This window comes from Pontibacter sp. LHS1 (assembly GCF_058932855.1).
This window is the reverse complement of record NZ_JBZYWF010000004.1, coordinates 374,824-391,302: the sequence shown is the minus strand read 5'-3', so window position 1 is coordinate 391,302 and position 16,479 is coordinate 374,824. Positions and strand designations below refer to the sequence as shown.

Annotated in this window: 18 protein-coding genes; 8 read left to right on the top strand and 10 right to left on the bottom strand. The window is 51.3% G+C overall.

What is annotated here, in order from left to right; translation table 11 throughout:
* Positions 1 to 216: 216 nt before the first annotated feature.
* From AC5FXQ_RS11105 to AC5FXQ_RS11085, 5 genes are read left to right on the top strand one after another with little or no spacing between them, the layout of a single operon-like run.
* On the top strand, positions 217 to 849 hold the full coding sequence (locus AC5FXQ_RS11105; RefSeq protein ID WP_493602496.1) for a TetR/AcrR family transcriptional regulator: 633 nt from the start codon (positions 217 to 219) through the stop codon (positions 847 to 849).
* A 20-nt stretch (positions 850 to 869) separates the two neighbouring features.
* Positions 870 to 2,240, top strand: coding sequence for a TolC family protein (locus tag AC5FXQ_RS11100; RefSeq protein WP_493602495.1), 1,371 nt, complete (start codon positions 870 to 872; stop codon positions 2,238 to 2,240).
* 33 nt (positions 2,241 to 2,273) lie between these two features.
* Positions 2,274 to 3,422, top strand: a complete 1,149-nt coding sequence (locus AC5FXQ_RS11095) for an efflux RND transporter periplasmic adaptor subunit (protein ID WP_493602494.1) — start codon at positions 2,274 to 2,276, stop codon at positions 3,420 to 3,422.
* An 18-nt stretch (positions 3,423 to 3,440) separates the two neighbouring features.
* Positions 3,441 to 6,875, top strand: coding sequence for an efflux RND transporter permease subunit (locus AC5FXQ_RS11090; protein ID WP_493602493.1), 3,435 nt, complete (start codon positions 3,441 to 3,443; stop codon positions 6,873 to 6,875).
* A gap of 4 nt (positions 6,876 to 6,879) precedes the next feature.
* Entirely contained in the window at positions 6,880 to 7,137 is a 258-nt protein-coding gene (locus tag AC5FXQ_RS11085) for an acyl carrier protein (protein ID WP_493602492.1), read from the top strand.
* A gap of 172 nt (positions 7,138 to 7,309) precedes the next feature.
* Here AC5FXQ_RS11085 and AC5FXQ_RS11080 read toward each other — a convergent pair whose 3' ends face one another.
* The 3 genes from AC5FXQ_RS11080 to AC5FXQ_RS11070 form a co-directional block, all read right to left on the bottom strand.
* Complete coding sequence (locus tag AC5FXQ_RS11080) at positions 7,310 to 8,050, bottom strand: M48 family metallopeptidase (protein WP_493602491.1); 741 nt, start codon at positions 8,048 to 8,050, stop codon at positions 7,310 to 7,312.
* Positions 8,051 to 8,313: 263 nt separating this feature from the next.
* The gene (locus AC5FXQ_RS11075; RefSeq protein WP_493602490.1) at positions 8,314 to 9,030 is read right to left on the bottom strand and encodes a YkvA family protein; all 717 of its coding nucleotides are present in this window, start codon (positions 9,028 to 9,030) and stop codon (positions 8,314 to 8,316) included.
* Positions 9,031 to 9,209: 179 nt separating this feature from the next.
* Positions 9,210 to 9,830, bottom strand: coding sequence for a C40 family peptidase (locus tag AC5FXQ_RS11070; RefSeq protein WP_493602489.1), 621 nt, complete (start codon positions 9,828 to 9,830; stop codon positions 9,210 to 9,212).
* 289 nt (positions 9,831 to 10,119) lie between these two features.
* Here AC5FXQ_RS11070 and AC5FXQ_RS11065 point away from each other — a divergent pair, with 289 nt between their 5' ends.
* On the top strand, positions 10,120 to 10,497 hold the full coding sequence (locus AC5FXQ_RS11065) for a hypothetical protein (RefSeq protein WP_493602488.1): 378 nt from the start codon (positions 10,120 to 10,122) through the stop codon (positions 10,495 to 10,497).
* A gap of 2 nt (positions 10,498 to 10,499) precedes the next feature.
* Here the strand turns inward: AC5FXQ_RS11065 and AC5FXQ_RS11060 are convergent, their stop codons facing one another.
* Positions 10,500 to 11,135, bottom strand: coding sequence for a thioredoxin family protein (locus AC5FXQ_RS11060; RefSeq protein WP_493602487.1), 636 nt, complete (start codon positions 11,133 to 11,135; stop codon positions 10,500 to 10,502).
* 9 nt (positions 11,136 to 11,144) lie between these two features.
* Positions 11,145 to 11,642, bottom strand: a complete 498-nt coding sequence (locus AC5FXQ_RS11055) for a TlpA family protein disulfide reductase (protein WP_493602486.1) — start codon at positions 11,640 to 11,642, stop codon at positions 11,145 to 11,147.
* A gap of 116 nt (positions 11,643 to 11,758) precedes the next feature.
* On the opposite strand from AC5FXQ_RS11055, the gene AC5FXQ_RS11050 reads away from it, so the two are divergent.
* Positions 11,759 to 12,316 (top strand): type 1 glutamine amidotransferase domain-containing protein, encoded by a 558-nt coding sequence (locus AC5FXQ_RS11050; RefSeq protein ID WP_493602485.1) that lies wholly within the window; start codon positions 11,759 to 11,761, stop codon positions 12,314 to 12,316.
* Positions 12,317 to 12,394: 78 nt separating this feature from the next.
* Here the strand turns inward: AC5FXQ_RS11050 and AC5FXQ_RS11045 are convergent, their stop codons facing one another.
* From AC5FXQ_RS11045 to AC5FXQ_RS11035, 3 genes are all read right to left on the bottom strand, one after another.
* Positions 12,395 to 12,940, bottom strand: coding sequence for a DUF6992 family protein (locus AC5FXQ_RS11045; protein ID WP_493602484.1), 546 nt, complete (start codon positions 12,938 to 12,940; stop codon positions 12,395 to 12,397).
* Between the two features lie 127 nt (positions 12,941 to 13,067).
* Positions 13,068 to 13,790, bottom strand: coding sequence for a YceI family protein (locus tag AC5FXQ_RS11040; protein WP_493602483.1), 723 nt, complete (start codon positions 13,788 to 13,790; stop codon positions 13,068 to 13,070).
* A gap of 166 nt (positions 13,791 to 13,956) precedes the next feature.
* Positions 13,957 to 14,589, bottom strand: coding sequence for a porin family protein (locus tag AC5FXQ_RS11035; protein ID WP_493602482.1), 633 nt, complete (start codon positions 14,587 to 14,589; stop codon positions 13,957 to 13,959).
* 560 nt (positions 14,590 to 15,149) lie between these two features.
* Between AC5FXQ_RS11035 and AC5FXQ_RS11030 the strand changes: the two genes are divergently transcribed.
* Positions 15,150 to 16,052: a histone deacetylase family protein gene (locus tag AC5FXQ_RS11030; RefSeq protein ID WP_493602481.1), complete on the top strand. Its 903-nt coding sequence runs from the start codon at positions 15,150 to 15,152 to the stop codon at positions 16,050 to 16,052.
* A 2-nt stretch (positions 16,053 to 16,054) separates the two neighbouring features.
* Here AC5FXQ_RS11030 and AC5FXQ_RS11025 read toward each other — a convergent pair whose 3' ends face one another.
* Both AC5FXQ_RS11025 and AC5FXQ_RS11020 read right to left on the bottom strand, forming a co-directional pair.
* On the bottom strand, positions 16,055 to 16,267 hold the full coding sequence (locus AC5FXQ_RS11025) for a hypothetical protein (protein ID WP_076421093.1): 213 nt from the start codon (positions 16,265 to 16,267) through the stop codon (positions 16,055 to 16,057).
* 23 nt (positions 16,268 to 16,290) lie between these two features.
* Positions 16,291 to 16,467: a hypothetical protein gene (locus AC5FXQ_RS11020; RefSeq protein ID WP_299984417.1), complete on the bottom strand. Its 177-nt coding sequence runs from the start codon at positions 16,465 to 16,467 to the stop codon at positions 16,291 to 16,293.
* Between the last annotated feature and the right edge of the window lie 12 nt (positions 16,468 to 16,479).

Here is a 16,479-nt window from a genome sequence, read left to right as displayed (position 1 = left end):
GCTGTTTAGAGTCAAAATACCAGCGTCTGAATCAGCATTTGCCCCATTCGTCTAAATAGTTTTTCTCAAACCGAAAAAGCTGTCACATTTGTCTCGCTCAAAGCTATTTTAAGCTTGCCCTGAAAGTCTGAACACTTACTAAATAATTCTGTTAAACACTTGGGGAAACTTTTGAGATAAAAAACGTTTCCGTAGTTTTGCCTCGGAATTATGAAAATGGAAACGACAGTACAATCATCAGTAAAAGATAAGATTGCAACAGAGGCATTTAAGCTTTTCTGTCGCCGCGGCATCAAGGGATCCTCTATGGACGACATTGCGCAGCACCTGTCCATGTCGAAAAAGACCATTTATAAGTGGTTCAGCAACAAAGACGAGATCGTGTACTGGGCTATCAACTCTTACCTGAGTTCAGTGGATGCAGACTGTGAGCGGTGCAGGCGAGAGGCACCCAATGCCATCGAAGAGCTGTTCGCTATCATGAAGACCACCCGTCAAGTCTTCGCCAGTATTCACCCCGGCATTTTCTTCGACCTGCAGAAGTACCACGCCAACGCCTGGCAAAAGTGGCAAGAGTACAAGAACCATGACTTCCTTCACCGGATAAAAGATAACCTCAGGCGCGGCATTTCTGAGGGCCTGTTCCGGCAGGACCTGGACGTAGAGGTAATCGCCCGCCTCCGACTCGCCCAGATCGAGGTGCCTTTTGATGAAACTCTGTTTCCGCGTTTCCAATTTGAGCTGCTGCATGTTCAAACGGCCAGCCTGGAGTACTTCATGCTCGGTATTGCCACGCTCAAAGGACACAAGATGATCAATGACTACAAGCAAATCACAGAAGAAGAATAACTGACTACAACTCCCCAATTATGAAAAAAGCCACCAGCCTGTTACTGGCATTATTCGTCTTGCTAAGCCCGGTCAGGGTGCTGGCGCAGGCATCGCCGCAGGCTTTCAGTCTGCAACAGAGTATCGACTATGCCCTGCAGAACAGAGCGAGTCTGAAAATGGCCCGCAACCAGCAGGATATCGACAAAGCCAAAGTAGGAGAGATCCGGGCAATGGGGCTGCCGCAGATCAACGCCGCCGCAGACCTGGGCAAGAACGTGATACAGCAAAAGAGCTTCCTGCCAGCAGAGTTCTTTCAGGATCCGGATAACCCTAATTCGCCGGAGCCAGGCACTTTCGTGCCGGTGGTATTCACGCCGCAGTATACCGGCAATGCCACCGTCACGGCCAGCCAGTTGCTGTTCGATGGCTCATACCTGATCGGTTTGAAAGCAGCCAAGACTTATACTGAGCTGTCGCGCAAAACAACGGAGCAGAACGAAATAGATGTAGTGGAGCAGGTGACCAAGGCCTATTACAGTGTGCTGGTGAGCCGTGAGCGCATGGAGCTCCTCAACCAGAACCTCTACCGCCTTGACACACTCCTGAAACAAACACAGGTGATGTTCGACAATGGTGTAGCCGAGAAACTGGACGTAGACCGTCTGCGGGTGACATACAACAATCTGAAAGTAGAAAAGCAGAAGACCGAGCGTCTGCTCACATTGGGTGAAGACCTGCTTAAGTTCCAGATGGGCATGCCGCAGAAAGAGCAGCTGATTTTAACAGACAGCCTGAGCGAAGTGCAGGTGGACATGGCCAAGACAAACCAAAGCGGCTTTAATTATAGCAATCGCATCGAATACTCCGTGCTGGAGACGCAGCGGGACCTCGCCATGCTGAACCTACGCAATATCCGCTCTGGCTATCTGCCCAAGCTATACCTGAACGGCCGCTACGGCTACCTTGCTGCCAACAATGACTTCAGCGAGATCACCCGCAGCCGCAACTGGTTCGACTTCGCCTACGTGGGCCTGGGCCTGCAGGTGCCGATCTTTGACGGCCTGCGCAAGCACTACCAGGTACAGCAGTCCCGTCTGACGCTCGAAAACGCCAAGCTAGGTTTTGAGAGTCTGGAGCAAGGTATAGACCTGGAACTGGAGCAGGCTTCTACTGACCTGACCAACTCGCTGGACGTGCTGGCATCGCAGCGCGAGAACCTAGAGCTAGCCGAGGAGATCGCCCGCGTGGCCAAAATCAAGTTTCAGGAGGGCGTAGGCTCCAACCTGGAAGTGGTGACCGCCGAAACCGACCTGCGCCAGGCACAGACCAATTACTACGCCGCCATGTACGATGCTCTGATCGCAAAAGTGAACCTTGACAAAGCTACTGGTACCCTGCTTATAAAATAAAACACTTGAAAAAAGACTAACACACGACTTATCATGAAGAAGATACTTGGAGTTTCATCGCTGGCCCTGTTCTTAAGTCTGGCCGCCTGCAACCAGGGCAACGACAAAGAGGCGCAACTGGCAGAACTGAAAAAGCAGCAAACAGAGCTGCAGGAGCAGATCGCACAGCTGGAAGCGGAGCTAAAGGCAGAAGGCAAGGGTGGACCAGTTGAAAGAAAGACTGTGCCGGTAACCGTGGCGCAGGTGCAGCAGGACACGTTCCGTCACTATCTGGAGGTGCAGGGCCGGGTAGACTTTGACCAGAACGTGCTGGTAAGTGCCAAAGTACCGGGTGTGCTCACAAGCGTGCGGGTAAAGCGCGGTGACAAGGTAACAAAGGGGCAGACCATGGCCACCATTGACGCGCAGGTACTAGAGCAGAACATAGCCGAGGTGCGTACCCGTCTGGAGTTGGCCACCGTGGCCTATGAACGCCAGAAAAATCTCTGGGATCAGAAAATTGGCACTGAGATGCAGTTTCTGACCGCCAAAAATAACAAGGAGGCCCTGGAGCGCAGCCTGGCTACGCTCCAGCAGCAGCGTGACCAATATAACGTGAAAGCACCGGTGAGCGGCGTGGTGGACAACGTGATTCCAAATGCTGGGGAGGCTGTTGCACCGGGTGTGGGAATCATCCGGGTTGTTAACACCAATGGCTCTAAGATTGTAGCGGAGGTGTCAGAGGCTTACCTGACCAAGATCAGCAAAGGCGACGAAGCTTTGATTCGCTTCCCTGACCTGAACCAGGAGATAAGCGCCACGGTGGATGTGGTGAGCAGCTTCATCAACCCGAGCAGCCGCACCTTCATGATCGAGCTCCGGCCGAAAAATGTGAACATAGAGCTGCGTCCGAATCTGGTGGCCGTGGTGCGCATACAGGACTACCGCAAAGAAGACGCTATCATTATACCTGTCAACCTGGTACAGCGCGACGAGAAGTCGCAGTACGTGTACGTGGCCCAGAAACAGGGTGAGCGCTATGTGGCCACCCGCAAAGAGGTGGAGACGGGCGTGAACTACCAGGGGCAGGTAGAAGTGCTGAGTGGACTGACAGCACAAGACTACCTCATTACCGCAGGATACCAGAGTGTGAACGAAGGGCAGCCGGTTGTTTTCAACCAGGAGCGCATCGCGCAGCAATAATCTTTTAAGCAGCAGACTATGAAATATTTCAAGCCGACCAATTGGTCCATTGATAATAGGACGAGTATATACATCATTACCCTCATCATCTCGGTATGGGGTATATTCTCGTACATCACGCTTCAAAAAGAAAACTTCCCCGACATCGTGATCCCGACCGTGTTTGTGGGCACGGTATACCCGGGCACGTCGCCGGCCGATATTGAGAACCTGGTGACGCGGCCGATCGAAAAGCAGCTGAAGGCCATTTCAGGAGTGAAGAAGGTGACCTCCAACTCCATCCAGGACTTCTCGATGATAACGGTGGAATTCAACACCGACGTGGATGTGGTGGAGGCAAAGCAGCTGGTAAAGGATGCTGTGGACAAGTCCCGTACCGACCTGCCTACCGACCTCGATCAGGACCCGAACGTGCAGGAGGTGAACTTTTCCGAGTTCCCGATCATGTACCTCAATGTATCGGGCAACTACAGCCTCGACCGCCTGAAAAAGTATGCTGAGGATATACAGGACCGCATCGAAGCGCAGCCCGAGATTACCCGTGTAGACATGGTGGGCGCTCTTGACAAGGAGGTGCAGGTAAACGTGGACCTCTATAAAATGCAGGTGGCGCAGGTAACTTTCGCTGATATTGCCCGGGCCATTTCTTCAGAAAACGTTACCGTGTCGGGTGGCAATATCTCGGTAGGCGAGATGAAGCGCTCCGTGCGTGTGGTGGGTCAGTACACCGACCCGAATAAGATTGGCGATATTGTAGTAAAGTCACTGTCCGGCGCTAATATCCAGCTGAAAGAAATAGCGGAGGTAAAAGAAGGATTTGAAGAGCAAGAGAGTTTTGCGCGTCTGGATAATTCACCTGTAATCACCCTAAACGTGATCAAGCGCAGCGGCGAGAACCTGATACAGGCATCTGACAACATCCACGAAATGGTGGAGGAGATGCAGGCTACCGTGCTCCCGGCTGACCTAAAGGTGACCATCACAGGTGATCAGTCCACGATGACGCGCCATACCCTGAACGACCTGATCAACACGATCATCATCGGCTTCGTGCTGGTGACCCTGATCCTGATGTTCTTCATGGGCACGACCAACGCCATTTTCGTCGGTCTGTCGGTGCCGATCTCCATGTTCATCGCCTTTATGCTGATGCCGGTGCTGGGCTTCTCGCTCAACATGATCGTGCTCTTCTCGTTCCTGCTGGCCCTGGGTATTGTGGTGGACGATGCCATTGTGGTAATAGAGAACACACACCGCATTTTGCACCAGTCCAATCTGGGTATTATCAAGTCAGCAAAACTGGCTGCCGGTGAGGTGTTTATACCTGTGTTGGCCGGTACACTGACTACTGTAGCCCCCTTCCTGCCGCTGGCTTTCTGGCCGGGTATTGTCGGTAAGTTCATGTTCTACCTGCCGATCACGCTCATCGTCACACTGATGGCGTCGTTGCTGGTGGCTTTTATCATCAACCCGGTGTTTGCGGCTTCTTTCATGAAGAAGGAGCACGAACAGGAGGCTGATATCGCACCGCGTGCACGTCGCAACTTCTGGTTACTGATAGGTGGTGCCGCACTGGTGGCCATCGTAGGGTACATGGCTGGCTGGTATGGCACGGCCAACCTGATCATGCTGGTTGTGGTATTGGTGCTGCTGAACCGCTTTGTCTTCCGTCGCATGATCCACGGTTTCCAGAACAACGTGCTGCCGCGCTTCATGCGGGGCTACGAGCGCCTGCTACGCTGGATGCTAATGGGCAGACGTCCAGTGTGGATGTTCCTGAGCATGTTTGTGCTACTTATTTTCTCTTTTTTTCTGACGGCAGTACGAGCACCTAAAGTAGTATTCTTCCCGGATTCAGACCCCAACTTCGTCTATACCTACATCAGCATGCCAGTCGGTACGGATCAGCTTGTAACTGACTCGGTTACACGTGAGGTGGAGAAGCGCATCTATCGGGTGATTGGAGCCGAGAACAGCGACGTGGAATCGGTTATTTCCAATGTGGCCATCGGTGCCGGCGACCAAAATGACCGCAGCGTGACCGCACAATCTCACTTAGGAAAGGTTACCGTAGCCTTTGTTGAGTATCAATACCGAACCGGCGAGCGCAGCACGCAGGAGTACATGAACGAAATACGTGAAGCGGTGCGCGGTATACCGGGTACCAACATCACGGTCGACAAAGAGCAGAACGGTCCGCCGGTGGGCAAGCCGATCAGTATCGAAATAGCCGGTGAGGACTTTGAAGGCCTGGTGGCGCTGTCGAAGCAGGTGCAGGCTTACATTGATCAGCAACAGATTGGTGGTATAGAAGAGCTCCGCAGCGACCTGGAAGACAGCAAGCCGGAGATCATCATCAACATCGACCGCGAGCGTGCCAACCGCGAAGGTATCAGCACCGGGCAGATCGGTATGGAGCTGCGCACGGCCATTTTCGGCGACGAGGCCTCTAAGTTCAAGCTGGACGAAGAGGAGTACCCGATACAAGTGCGCTATGCAGAGCCTTACCGCGAGAACATTGATGCCTTGCTGGACATGCGCATCACGTACCGCGACATGAACAGCGGGCAGGTACGCCAGATCCCGCTTTCGTCACTGGCGAGTATTGAGTACGGTACTTCATACGGAGGTATCAAGCGCAAAAACCTAAAACGGGTGGTAACGCTAGAGTCAAACGTGCTGGATGGGTATAACGCCAACGAAGTGGTGCAGAGCATCGGAAGTTCGCTACAGAATTTCGAGACGCCGGAAGGCTTTGAGATCAGCATGGGCGGACAGCAGGAGGAGCAGGAGGAAACAGCCAACTTCCTGATGATTGCCCTGGTGGCGGCCTTCCTGATCATCTTCCTGGTGCTGGTGACGCAGTTCAACTCCATCTCGAAGCCGTTCATCATCCTGTCGGAGGTGCTGTTCAGTATCATTGGCGTATTGCTGGGCTTCTCCATCTTCGGGATGGACGTGTCGGTGGTGATGACTGGTGTAGGTATAGTAGCCCTGGCAGGTATCGTGGTGAAAAACGGTATACTGATCGTGGAGTTCACCGATATGCTGATAGAAGAGGGACGCGACCTGAAAGAAGCAATTGTGGAAGCAGGCAAGACCCGTCTGAACCCGGTGCTGCTGACCGCGACCGCGACTATACTAGGCTTGATACCCTTGGCGTTAGGTATAAACCTGAACTTCTATACCCTGTTCACGGAGTTCAAAGCGAACTTCTTCATGGGGGGCGATAGTGCCGCCTTCTGGGGGCCGCTGGCCTGGACGATCATCTTTGGCCTGGGTTTTGCAACCATCATCACGCTCTTAATTGTGCCGGTGATGTACTTGCTCAATGAGAAACTGAGAGCCAAAATAAAAGGAGAGAGAAAGCCAGCAGGAGGCGTGAAAATTATACCTCAGGAAGAAACAGAGGTACCTGTAAACGGAAAAGTAGTTAGAGAATACACCTTATAAATATATGATTGCAACAACAGACAAGGCTATTGAGCGGGAGGTTATCCGCATCATTAGCAAAACCAAGGAGATTAGACCTGCCCGTTTGCAGGCAAATGCCCGTCTGGAAAAAGATTTCGGCTTTGATACGGTGGATGTAGTGGATATCATCCTGGAGTTGGAAAAAAATTTCCAGATCACCATTCCAGATGAGGTTCCTATCAATACGGTGGGCGACTTTGTGGACTTTGTAGCATCACATGCGATGCAGAAAGCCAGCTGATCGTATTTGTCATTAGTTTAAACAGAAGCGGCCGGGGTGCAAACCCCGGCCGCTTTTTATTTGGCAAAACAACGGCCCTGAAGGTGGAGCTGAGCTCCTGTGCGGCTGCCGTTATGCGTATGTTTTCAGAAAATAATGCGTGGTAAGCGTTCTGTCGATAGGCGATACTTGATTAGTAGATAGAGATGCGGTAAGCTTTCAGTTTCTGGTCGAGGGCCTTGGAGTTAGGACAAATCTTGTCGAGCAGTGCCCAGAAACCCGGACCGTGATTTTTCTCGATGGTATGCGCCAGCTCGTGCAAGATCACGTAATCGCAAAGTGAGTCAGGCAAGCGCATCAGGTGCAGGTTGAGGTTGATGTTATTGGTGTGTGAGCAGCTTCCCCAGCGTGACTTGGCGTTTTTGATAAACACATTCTGGTAATCAAAGCCAAATTTGTCGGCAAAGAACCTGACACGCTCCGGCAAATACGCTTTGGCCTCTTTGCGGTAAGCCTCCTCAATCGACTTGCGGATAAACTTCTGCACTTCGTTGTCGCGCACGTCTTTGTAAGCGGGGTAAAACACGTTGATGTAACCGTTCTCGATCACGCAGCGCATGGTATACTGGGCGTGCGTGAGCAGGCGCAAGGTATGGCTGCGGGTCTTGAAGTCGGTGTTGCCATCGTACATGGTCACGCGGGCCTCCTGCTGCTTCATGCGGGCCTGGTGCTCTTTTATCCAATCGCTCTTGGTATAAATAAGCTGTTCGGCTTTTTCGAAGCTGATATGCGGAGGGACGGCTACACGCACGCCTTTGATAGGGCGTACACTGATGCTAAGACGCTTTGCTTTGTCGCTGCGTTCGATCAGAACCTTCCCGATGCCGTCGATGTGAAGATTAACAGAAGTAAGTCGTAGAAATGATGAAGACACCTTGGCTAAAAGTTAAAAATACACAATCATCAGTCCAAATATAGAAAATTAATTCCTTAAGAAACTAATAGATAGGCGGCTTTTTTCTGAATTTTTTCAGATTTCTGTATTTGAATAGTACTATATTGTGTAGCCGTTATGTATTTTTTTAAGCTGTGTTATGCAGTTACTTAACCCGCTGATGCACCCTTGCAGGAGGCACCAAGGGCATAAAAAAAGCCGCCTTGAAAGGCAGCTTTTCATGTGTTTTTCTGTGACGCAGGCTAGCGGATATTGCCGCCCTCCGGAATGTCGTCGTGCGGATTTTTAGCTACGCGGCTGCTGTCGGTTGTAGAGGCACGCACGATAGGCTCGTGGTGGCCTGGTTCCTCAGAGCCGTGTCCCTGCGAGGGATGGGCTGGGCCTTCGTGCTGCACTTCTGTTGAGTCAGCAGCCCGGTCGCTGTACTTTGGCGTGCCGAAGGAATTGTCAGCATGGTGCGGCTCTATGGTATGCACCGACTTCTGCCGGGCCTGGCGCTCCTCGTCCCACTCCTTGAATTTGTCGAGCTCCGACTTGATGCTGGTCATAAACCAGGCCAGCAGGGTAGCATCGTCCAAAAGACCGATCACAGGTATAAAGTCAGGTATCAGGTCGATCGGCATCAGGAAGTACAGAATTACGGCCACACCGCCTACCAATGTTGTATTCGGAATGCCTTTGTACTCTCCGTTCACCGCCGATCTGATCATGTGCGAAAGGATCTGGAAGCTTTCCCATACCTCGCCTGCAATTGCTCCCAGGCTTTTCTTGGCAGTGGCTTTCTTGAAAGCGTCATTCAAAAGTTTGATAACCTGCGAAGGGTGCTCCAGATACTTCTCTGCCTTCTTAAGTATGTTTTTAAAGAGTTGGCTTTGGGAAATTGTCTTCCCGTCCGGGCTCTTTTGCTGCTGATCCTGCGTATTCTGTTGTTGCTGATTTTGAGTGTTCTGGTCTGTCATAAGGTATGTGTGATTTTGTATGGAACCTGCTTCGGCTGTTTGTCAAATCGGGCGCAAGTTGCTCAACTCCTAACAAGCTTCCTATACCTTGCTACAAGTAATTTTGTTATACGCTGTAAACGAAAAACGGGCGCTGGTATAGCTGCCCGTCCTTAAAATTTCTGATACTAGGTATAGCCCTAGTCAACCCGACCGGCAGCGTAGTAGTAGTTGCGGTAGTAAGGCTCCTTGAGTGAACTGATCATCACGCCACCGCTTGTGGCGGAGTGCACAAACTTGTTGTCTTTGAGGTAGATGCCCACATGAAAGATCGGCTGCCTGGGACTGCGACGGAAAAAGACAAGATCGCCGGTGCGTACACTGTCTTTGCGGATGCGGGTCACGTCATCGAACATGGAGCGGGAGCTGCGGCTCAGGTCGATGCCGTACACGTCGCTGTAGATGCGGGTCACAAAGCCGGAGCAGTCGGTTCCTCGTTTGGAGTTGCTGCCATAGCTATAAGGGGTGCCCAGCCACTTGGAAACGGTCTCGAGCAGGTCCTTGTCTTCGCTGTAGTCGAGCCTGAGTCCTAGTTTGCGGGAGTAGCGGTGGTAGAAGGCCGAATCCACGGGCTCACTGAGGTGGGACGGCACCTGTAGTTGCAGTGCCTTCGCGATATCCTCTCCTGTCTGGATCGGGTATAGCATGAGGCTGGCCGTTTCTGTTTCAGCCGGTGTCGACTCAGGCTTTTTTACTTCGTAGAAGAAAGAAAGAGCGATGGATACAAGGGCCAGAACGCTCAGTATGATTGTCTTTGTCATAGGGTTTAGCATGTTTAGCTCTGCCGTAGCAGCAAACTTTGTCACCTTATGGTTGTAGAGTGGTATAGGTCTTGTATGGCATTTTATACCCTGCAACCTGTTCGCCAAATACTAAATTGGCAAAGCAAGGAGCAAAAGTAGGTACAATTTTCTTAACTGGCAACATGCTAAACAGCTGATGTTCACAGGAGATAGCCGGGCATTCGCTTTCTATTAAGACATGTTCACTTATTTAGCTGCTTTGCAGTACAACCCCTGTGTCCCTTTTGTCAGGTATAAACTTACAAAAATGAAGTACAAAATTGTTGAGAACTCACCTTTCGCCCGCATCGCCCGCATGGTGCTCAAGAGCAGCAATGTGGCCATGGTGCTAGGCAGAACGATTCACCTGAGCGGTGTGAAGCGGGATTCTTTTCTGCGTGACAAAGGTTGGGTGGCGCACGAGCTCTGCCATATCCGGCAGTTTCAGGAGCACGGCTACCTACGCTTCCTTTGGCTATACCTGCGCGAGTCGATGCGGGTGGGCTACTACAACAACAAGTATGAAGTGGAGGCCCGCATTGCCGGCCTGAAAGGAGAGATTGATCTGCCTGTAGCCCAAAAAGCAGACAGCTCGATCAAACCGACCGAGCTGCCATTGCCTGTTGATATCAGAAAGGAAAACTGAAACTATGCCTCACGCCATTTAATGGTGCAGCCGATCGCCTTCGTGTTCGGCTGGCTCACGGCTTTGCCGGCTACCAATTCGTCAAGGGCGGCTTCGGCATACTTCTTCTGCACCTTGTTTGGTTCGCGTGAGTTGTCGTCTATCGTGCCGATGTAAGCTACCTTGAAAGTGCCGTCTTTCTGCTTCTGCACTACATACAGGTGTGGCGTGCGGGTGGCACCGTAGGCTTTGGTGATCTCCTGCGTTTCGTCATACACATACGGGAACGGGAAGTTCTTCTCCTTCGCGCGTACCTGCATGTCTTTGTAAGAGTCCTTTGGCGATACCTTCACATCGTTCGGGTTGATGGCGATGATCGGGTAGCCTTTCGGTGCATACTTGTTGTGCAGCTCGATCAGGCGGTCTTCGTAAGCCACCGAGTAAGGGCAGGTGTTGCAGGTGAACGTGACAATGAAACCCTTGGCATCTTTGTAATCGCTCATGGAGACCATCTTGCCGTCCACGTTCTTCAGTTTGAAGTCGCGGGCCGTGTCGCCTACCTGGTAGCCGGAGTTGTTGGAGGCTGGTACAGCTGCCATCAGCATGCCCACCAACAGCAGGCACGCCATGTAAAGAAGCGGTATTCGGTTATTCTTCATAGTAATGGATTATGGTTTATACTTGTTGATCAGTTCCTGTAGCTCCTGTTGTGATATCTCGCGCTCTATAAACTCATACTGCTTGCGCTTGTTGTTGAAGAACATGGTGGCAGGTATAGCACCCGACCACTTCGGCTCGATGCGGTCGATCCAGGTGTTGCCATCCGGCTCGTCGAGCAGGTATAGCCGCGACTGCAGCTTGCGCTTCTGCACGAAAGGCATCACCCGCTTTTCCTTGTCCTGCACGGCATCCATACTCACCAGGATCACCCGCACAGGCTGGTCCTTATACTTGGCGTGGGCGGCCTCAAAATAAGGCATTTCTTTAATGCAGGGCTTGCACCACGTGGCCCAGAAGTTCACCACATACAGCGTGTCGTGCGGCGACTGGCGCAGCTCCTGCAGCTGGTCAAACTTAATGGTCGTGACCTCCTGCGCCTGGGCTGCCGTGCTGGCGAACAGGCCAAAGACCATTACCAGCAAAAATTGCTTCAGATGTTTCATCATGGGATTATAACGAAATATACAGCAGGGCTATTGCTGCTTGCTGCCTTCTAACAATTTGCCCTCTAAATCGTTTTGAATAAACTATACGAATGTTAAACTAAAAAAACGAACTTAGAATGGCTAATAAATTGGAAGGAAAAAAGATAGCAATTGTAGTAACCGACGGATTTGAGCAGGTGGAGCTCACAGAGCCCAAAAAAGCTTTGGAAGAAGCCGGTGCTCAAACCCACATTATCGCCCTGAAAGACGGAGAAGTGAAAGGCTGGGACCACACGGACTGGGGCGACAAATTTAAAGTAGACAAGACCATCGACAGCGTGAACGCCGACGATTATAACGGGCTGCTGCTGCCTGGCGGCGTGATGAGCCCTGACAAGCTACGAGCCAACGACAAGGTGGTGAGCTTTGTAAGTAAGTTCATGGAAAGCGGCAAGCCCGTAGCTGCCATCTGCCACGGCCCCTGGACGCTGATTGAGACCGGCAAGTTGCAGGGTAAGAAAATGACCAGCTACCATACCTTGAAAACCGACTTAAAAAACGCCGGAGCCGAGTGGGTGGATCAGGAAGTGGTGGTGGACAATGGCCTGGTCACCAGCCGCAACCCGGATGATATACCTGCCTTTAATAAAAAGATCATTGAGGAATTCGCCGAGGGTCGTCACGAGCCAAGATAATCCTCCCGAAGCTACGAAGCGAACCGCCGTGCTATACCTGCTGAGGTATGGCACGGCGGTTTTTCTTATACCTATATCTTAGCTATTGATCAGCGGCAGCAATTGTTCAGTGCGGCCTTCCAGCAATACAGCCAGCGTGATATCGAGCACCAGCAGAAACAGCCCCTGCAGTGTGATAGACTGTCCATAGCCCAGGTACTGCTCTGCTTTTGGCGAACTCAGCGATCGTTCTTTCAGATAGGCCGCCAGCATCAGGAAAGCGAAGTCCAGGCCGATGCTCAGGTATAGCAGCCTGAGCGTCCAGTAGTGGAAAGCGACCGTTTCGGATAGTGATCGGACAGTAGGGTCAAATGAGAGGATAAAATAGAGTGATCCGCCCGCAATGATCATGTTGACGATATTCCAGTAGATGTTCATCTGGAAAAAGTAACGCTTGTTGCGCGACGACTTGGTTAGTTTGATACTGCTGATCAGTATGTTGATAAGTGCCCAGGCACCCAGTGCCAACATGCCGAATTTCAGCGTCTCTGCCTGTTTCAGGTTTAATGCCGCTATGGCGCTGCCCTGGGCGTTGGCCGTAAGACAGAGTAGCAAAAGAGGCAACAGGCAAAGGTATTTTCTCATAATATGTTCACAAATGGTTTGTGTAGGAACGTATTACGGGTGAGTTTAGCATAGCTGAGCTGGAATAAATGTCGGAACAGTACAATTGCTGTAACGCAACTACAGGTGTAAGTGTTTGCTATCTAGCTTATTGCCGGCGAGCCACTATGTCAAGTCCAATATTGACTGATGGATAAATGGTCCTGTTTCCGAGCGACTGGTCAGAGCCGTAGGTGAGTTTCCAGTGGGTCCGGTCTATGTTGAAATTCGCTTTAGCCCGTAGCACCGAGTCCTCGAGTTCAATCTGTGCCGGAAAGCTGATGCTCCTGGTGATGCCTGTAATGGTAAGGTTGCCTGTCACTTTATGGTTAGGGTCTTTGATGCGCAGTTGTTTTGTGTTGCCGGAGAGGGCAGGGGCATCCTGGCGCTCTGTGCTGTCATAAGGTATAATGGAGGTGATCACAAAGGAGGCGATAGGATGCTGTTCCACGTCAAAAAAGTCCTCGGAGCGCAAGTGCTTTGTCAGCTTCTTGTTCCCTGCCTCGTCAATCGACTTATCATCCGAGCGCACATTGGTCATGTCGAAGACTGCCTTGCCGCCATTGGGCTTGCCATCGTGCAGTGTGATCGTGCCTTCTCTGATTGGAATGAGACCATTGTGGCGTCCTGTCACTTTAGCGCCTATCCAGGTAACGGTGCTTTTGGTCGTGTCTAACTCAAATATCTGGTCGGGCATGCCGGGGCTCAGAGCCCGAACGGCAGCGCCCACTTCTGCTTCATCGGTTTTTACGGTGGTGTCGCAGGCCATGCCAGCAAATGCCAGAAAGGCCCAAAGTAGGGTATAGAGCGGTTGTAGTCTGTGCGTGTTCATAAGTGTAAGCGCTGTGCCCGCTGGCGCAGGGGTGGTTTTCAGCATTATAAAATACGGCATACAAAGACAAAGGGCTGAAATTAGCAGGCTGTATACCTGCGCCTAAAACAAAACAGGGACCTGCTGCCAGGCCCCTGTGTCGAGGAGATCAGAGGTGAGTAATGCCTTAAAAGCCAAGGCCCAGGTATACCTGGAATACGCCGTGTTTTATATCCTGATTAATCTTCTGCCCCTGGTTGTTTTCTTTGCGAAGATCCTCCAGCCCCAGGTTGTAGCGGGCTCCCAGCCTGAAAATGCTCAGACGGGCCTCGGCTCCGGCTGCTACGCCATAAGCAAAGGTGTTCAGCGGCTCGATGCTTACTTCCGTGTCCTCTTCTTTGGCTGACATCAGGATGCCTACCTGCGGACCAAAATGTACACTCACATTTTCGGTGATATTGAATACCGCCAAAATAGGTACTTCCAGGTAATCGAAGCGGAAGGTGGAGTCGTTTCGCTCAATGCCTTTGCGGGAATAGAGCGCCTCAGGCTGTATAGAGAAAGTGTTGCCAAGCGAAAACTGAGTATAGACACCGGCATGGAAAGTCGTAAGGCCACTAAAATTGCCCAGTACATCTTTGTCGCTGCCGCGGAGGGTGGCGAAGTTCACACCGCCCTTTATACCAAAGCCGGAATTGGTCCCAGTGCCGCTAAACAGGTTGTGGTTTTGCTGTCCTGCCGATGGTCCATAATCGGTCTGAGCGTAGGCACCTACTGAAAACAGGAAAGCAAGCAGGAGTAGTATTGGTTTTTTCATCATCTTATCAGGTTGGTTTCTATTAAAGTCTACGATAGCCTATGCTAAAACGTGACTTTTATATGTTAATTGCTATATATCGTTGTAAAGATAATAAAGGTTGCATTTTCCTTGTACACAGATTTTTAGGTATAGCTTTTGGCCTGATGATACTTCATCGGAAGCACTCTCTTTTTGGACTGCTCCGTGTGAAGCCGTGACTGTAGCAGCAGCCAGATCGGTGCCCCAGAGGTGAAATTTACCTGAAATTAACAGGGAGTTAACAGTAAATGGTGGATAATTCACCGTAATCAACATAGTTATCCACATTTATCCACATTCCGAATGCGCATTTGTGGGCAATTATATAGGGTTTCATGAATTTATGCACCTGTGTGCATAGGGTGTTTTACATAATGTTGTGAGAGGATAATTGCACTGAAAATCAGGTATAAGTGATTTGTGCAGGTGCTGTGAAAGCAGTCTGAGAATGGAGCCTGAGCGGTAGGAAAAGGTATGTGCCGGGGGAAGAAAATGAAGCGGTGGATAAACTAGTGGCGGTGTATAAATGTTAATTTTGCACGATGCTAAAAATTGCCTGGTCCGAAATATTCGCACATTCCCTTCCCGAAGGCCACCGCTTTCCGATGGCCAAATATGATCTGCTGCCCGAGCAGTTGCTCTACGAAGGTACCATCACCCAAGACAATCTCTTTGCCCCCGAACCACTACAGGAACAATACATCCTCGACACCCACGACGCCACTTACTGGCAGCGCCTCCGTAACCTCGAGTTGAGTCCGTCGGAGATCCGAAAAACTGGTTTTCCGCTTTCGGAGGAGCTGGTACAGCGGGAGGTGGTGATCATGAACGGTACGCTGCAGGCATCGCTGTTTGCGCTGGAGTTTGGCATCGGCATGAATATAGCCGGTGGCACGCACCATGCCTTTACCGACAGGGGCGAGGGCTTCTGTCTGCTCAACGACATTGCCATTGCGGCCAATCACCTGCTCAGGTATAAGGGAATCAAAAAGGTGCTGGTAGTGGATCTGGACGTGCACCAGGGCAACGGCACGGCACAGATTTTCAGGAACGAGCCGCGGGTGTTTACCTTCAGCATGCACGGCGGGCACAATTATCCTTTCCACAAAGAACAATCGGACCTGGATGTGCCGCTGGCAGAGGGCACGGATGATAAAACCTATTTGAAATTACTGGGAGAGCACCTGCCATGGCTGCTGGACGAGCAGGAACCCGACTTTGTATTTTTTCAGTCGGGAGTGGATGTGCTGGCGACTGACAAGTTGGGGAAACTTGGTATGAGCATAGCCGGTTGCAAAGAGCGCGACCGCATGGTACTGGAGGCCTGCGCACGGCACAGGATACCTGTCACGGTAAGTATGGGAGGGGGCTACTCCAAACAGATCGCGCACATTGTGGAGGCGCACGCCAATACCTTCCGGCTGGCGCAGCAGCTCTTTTTCTAAACCTAAGGCCTGGACTTCAGCTTATCGTCCTCGCTCTTACCTTTTGCACCAGGCAGTATCAGCTTGAGCACAATATAAATGATCGGGGCCAGTACGAGCACCAGGATCACAAACAGAACAGCCTTGAGTACCTTCACAAAAATAGAGATGATCAGGGCTGAGATAATGATGGATACCACGAAGAGAATCCAGAAGTTGAGCGTGCTTTTGTTCATGTCAAAAGGGTTAAGTGAGCGATTCAGCTATACCTGTTGCGGGCGTGCCGCAGCACCAGGTAAATAGCCGGTTGTAGCGTAGCAATTAATGCCAGTGCCAGCCACACATTTGTGACAAACTCGCGAGACCAGGCGAAGTAGAACGCCGCGGCAGCCACCAGTACCGAAAGCAGGTATGGCATGTTGATCCGTCGCATCATAAGGGAGTTGAT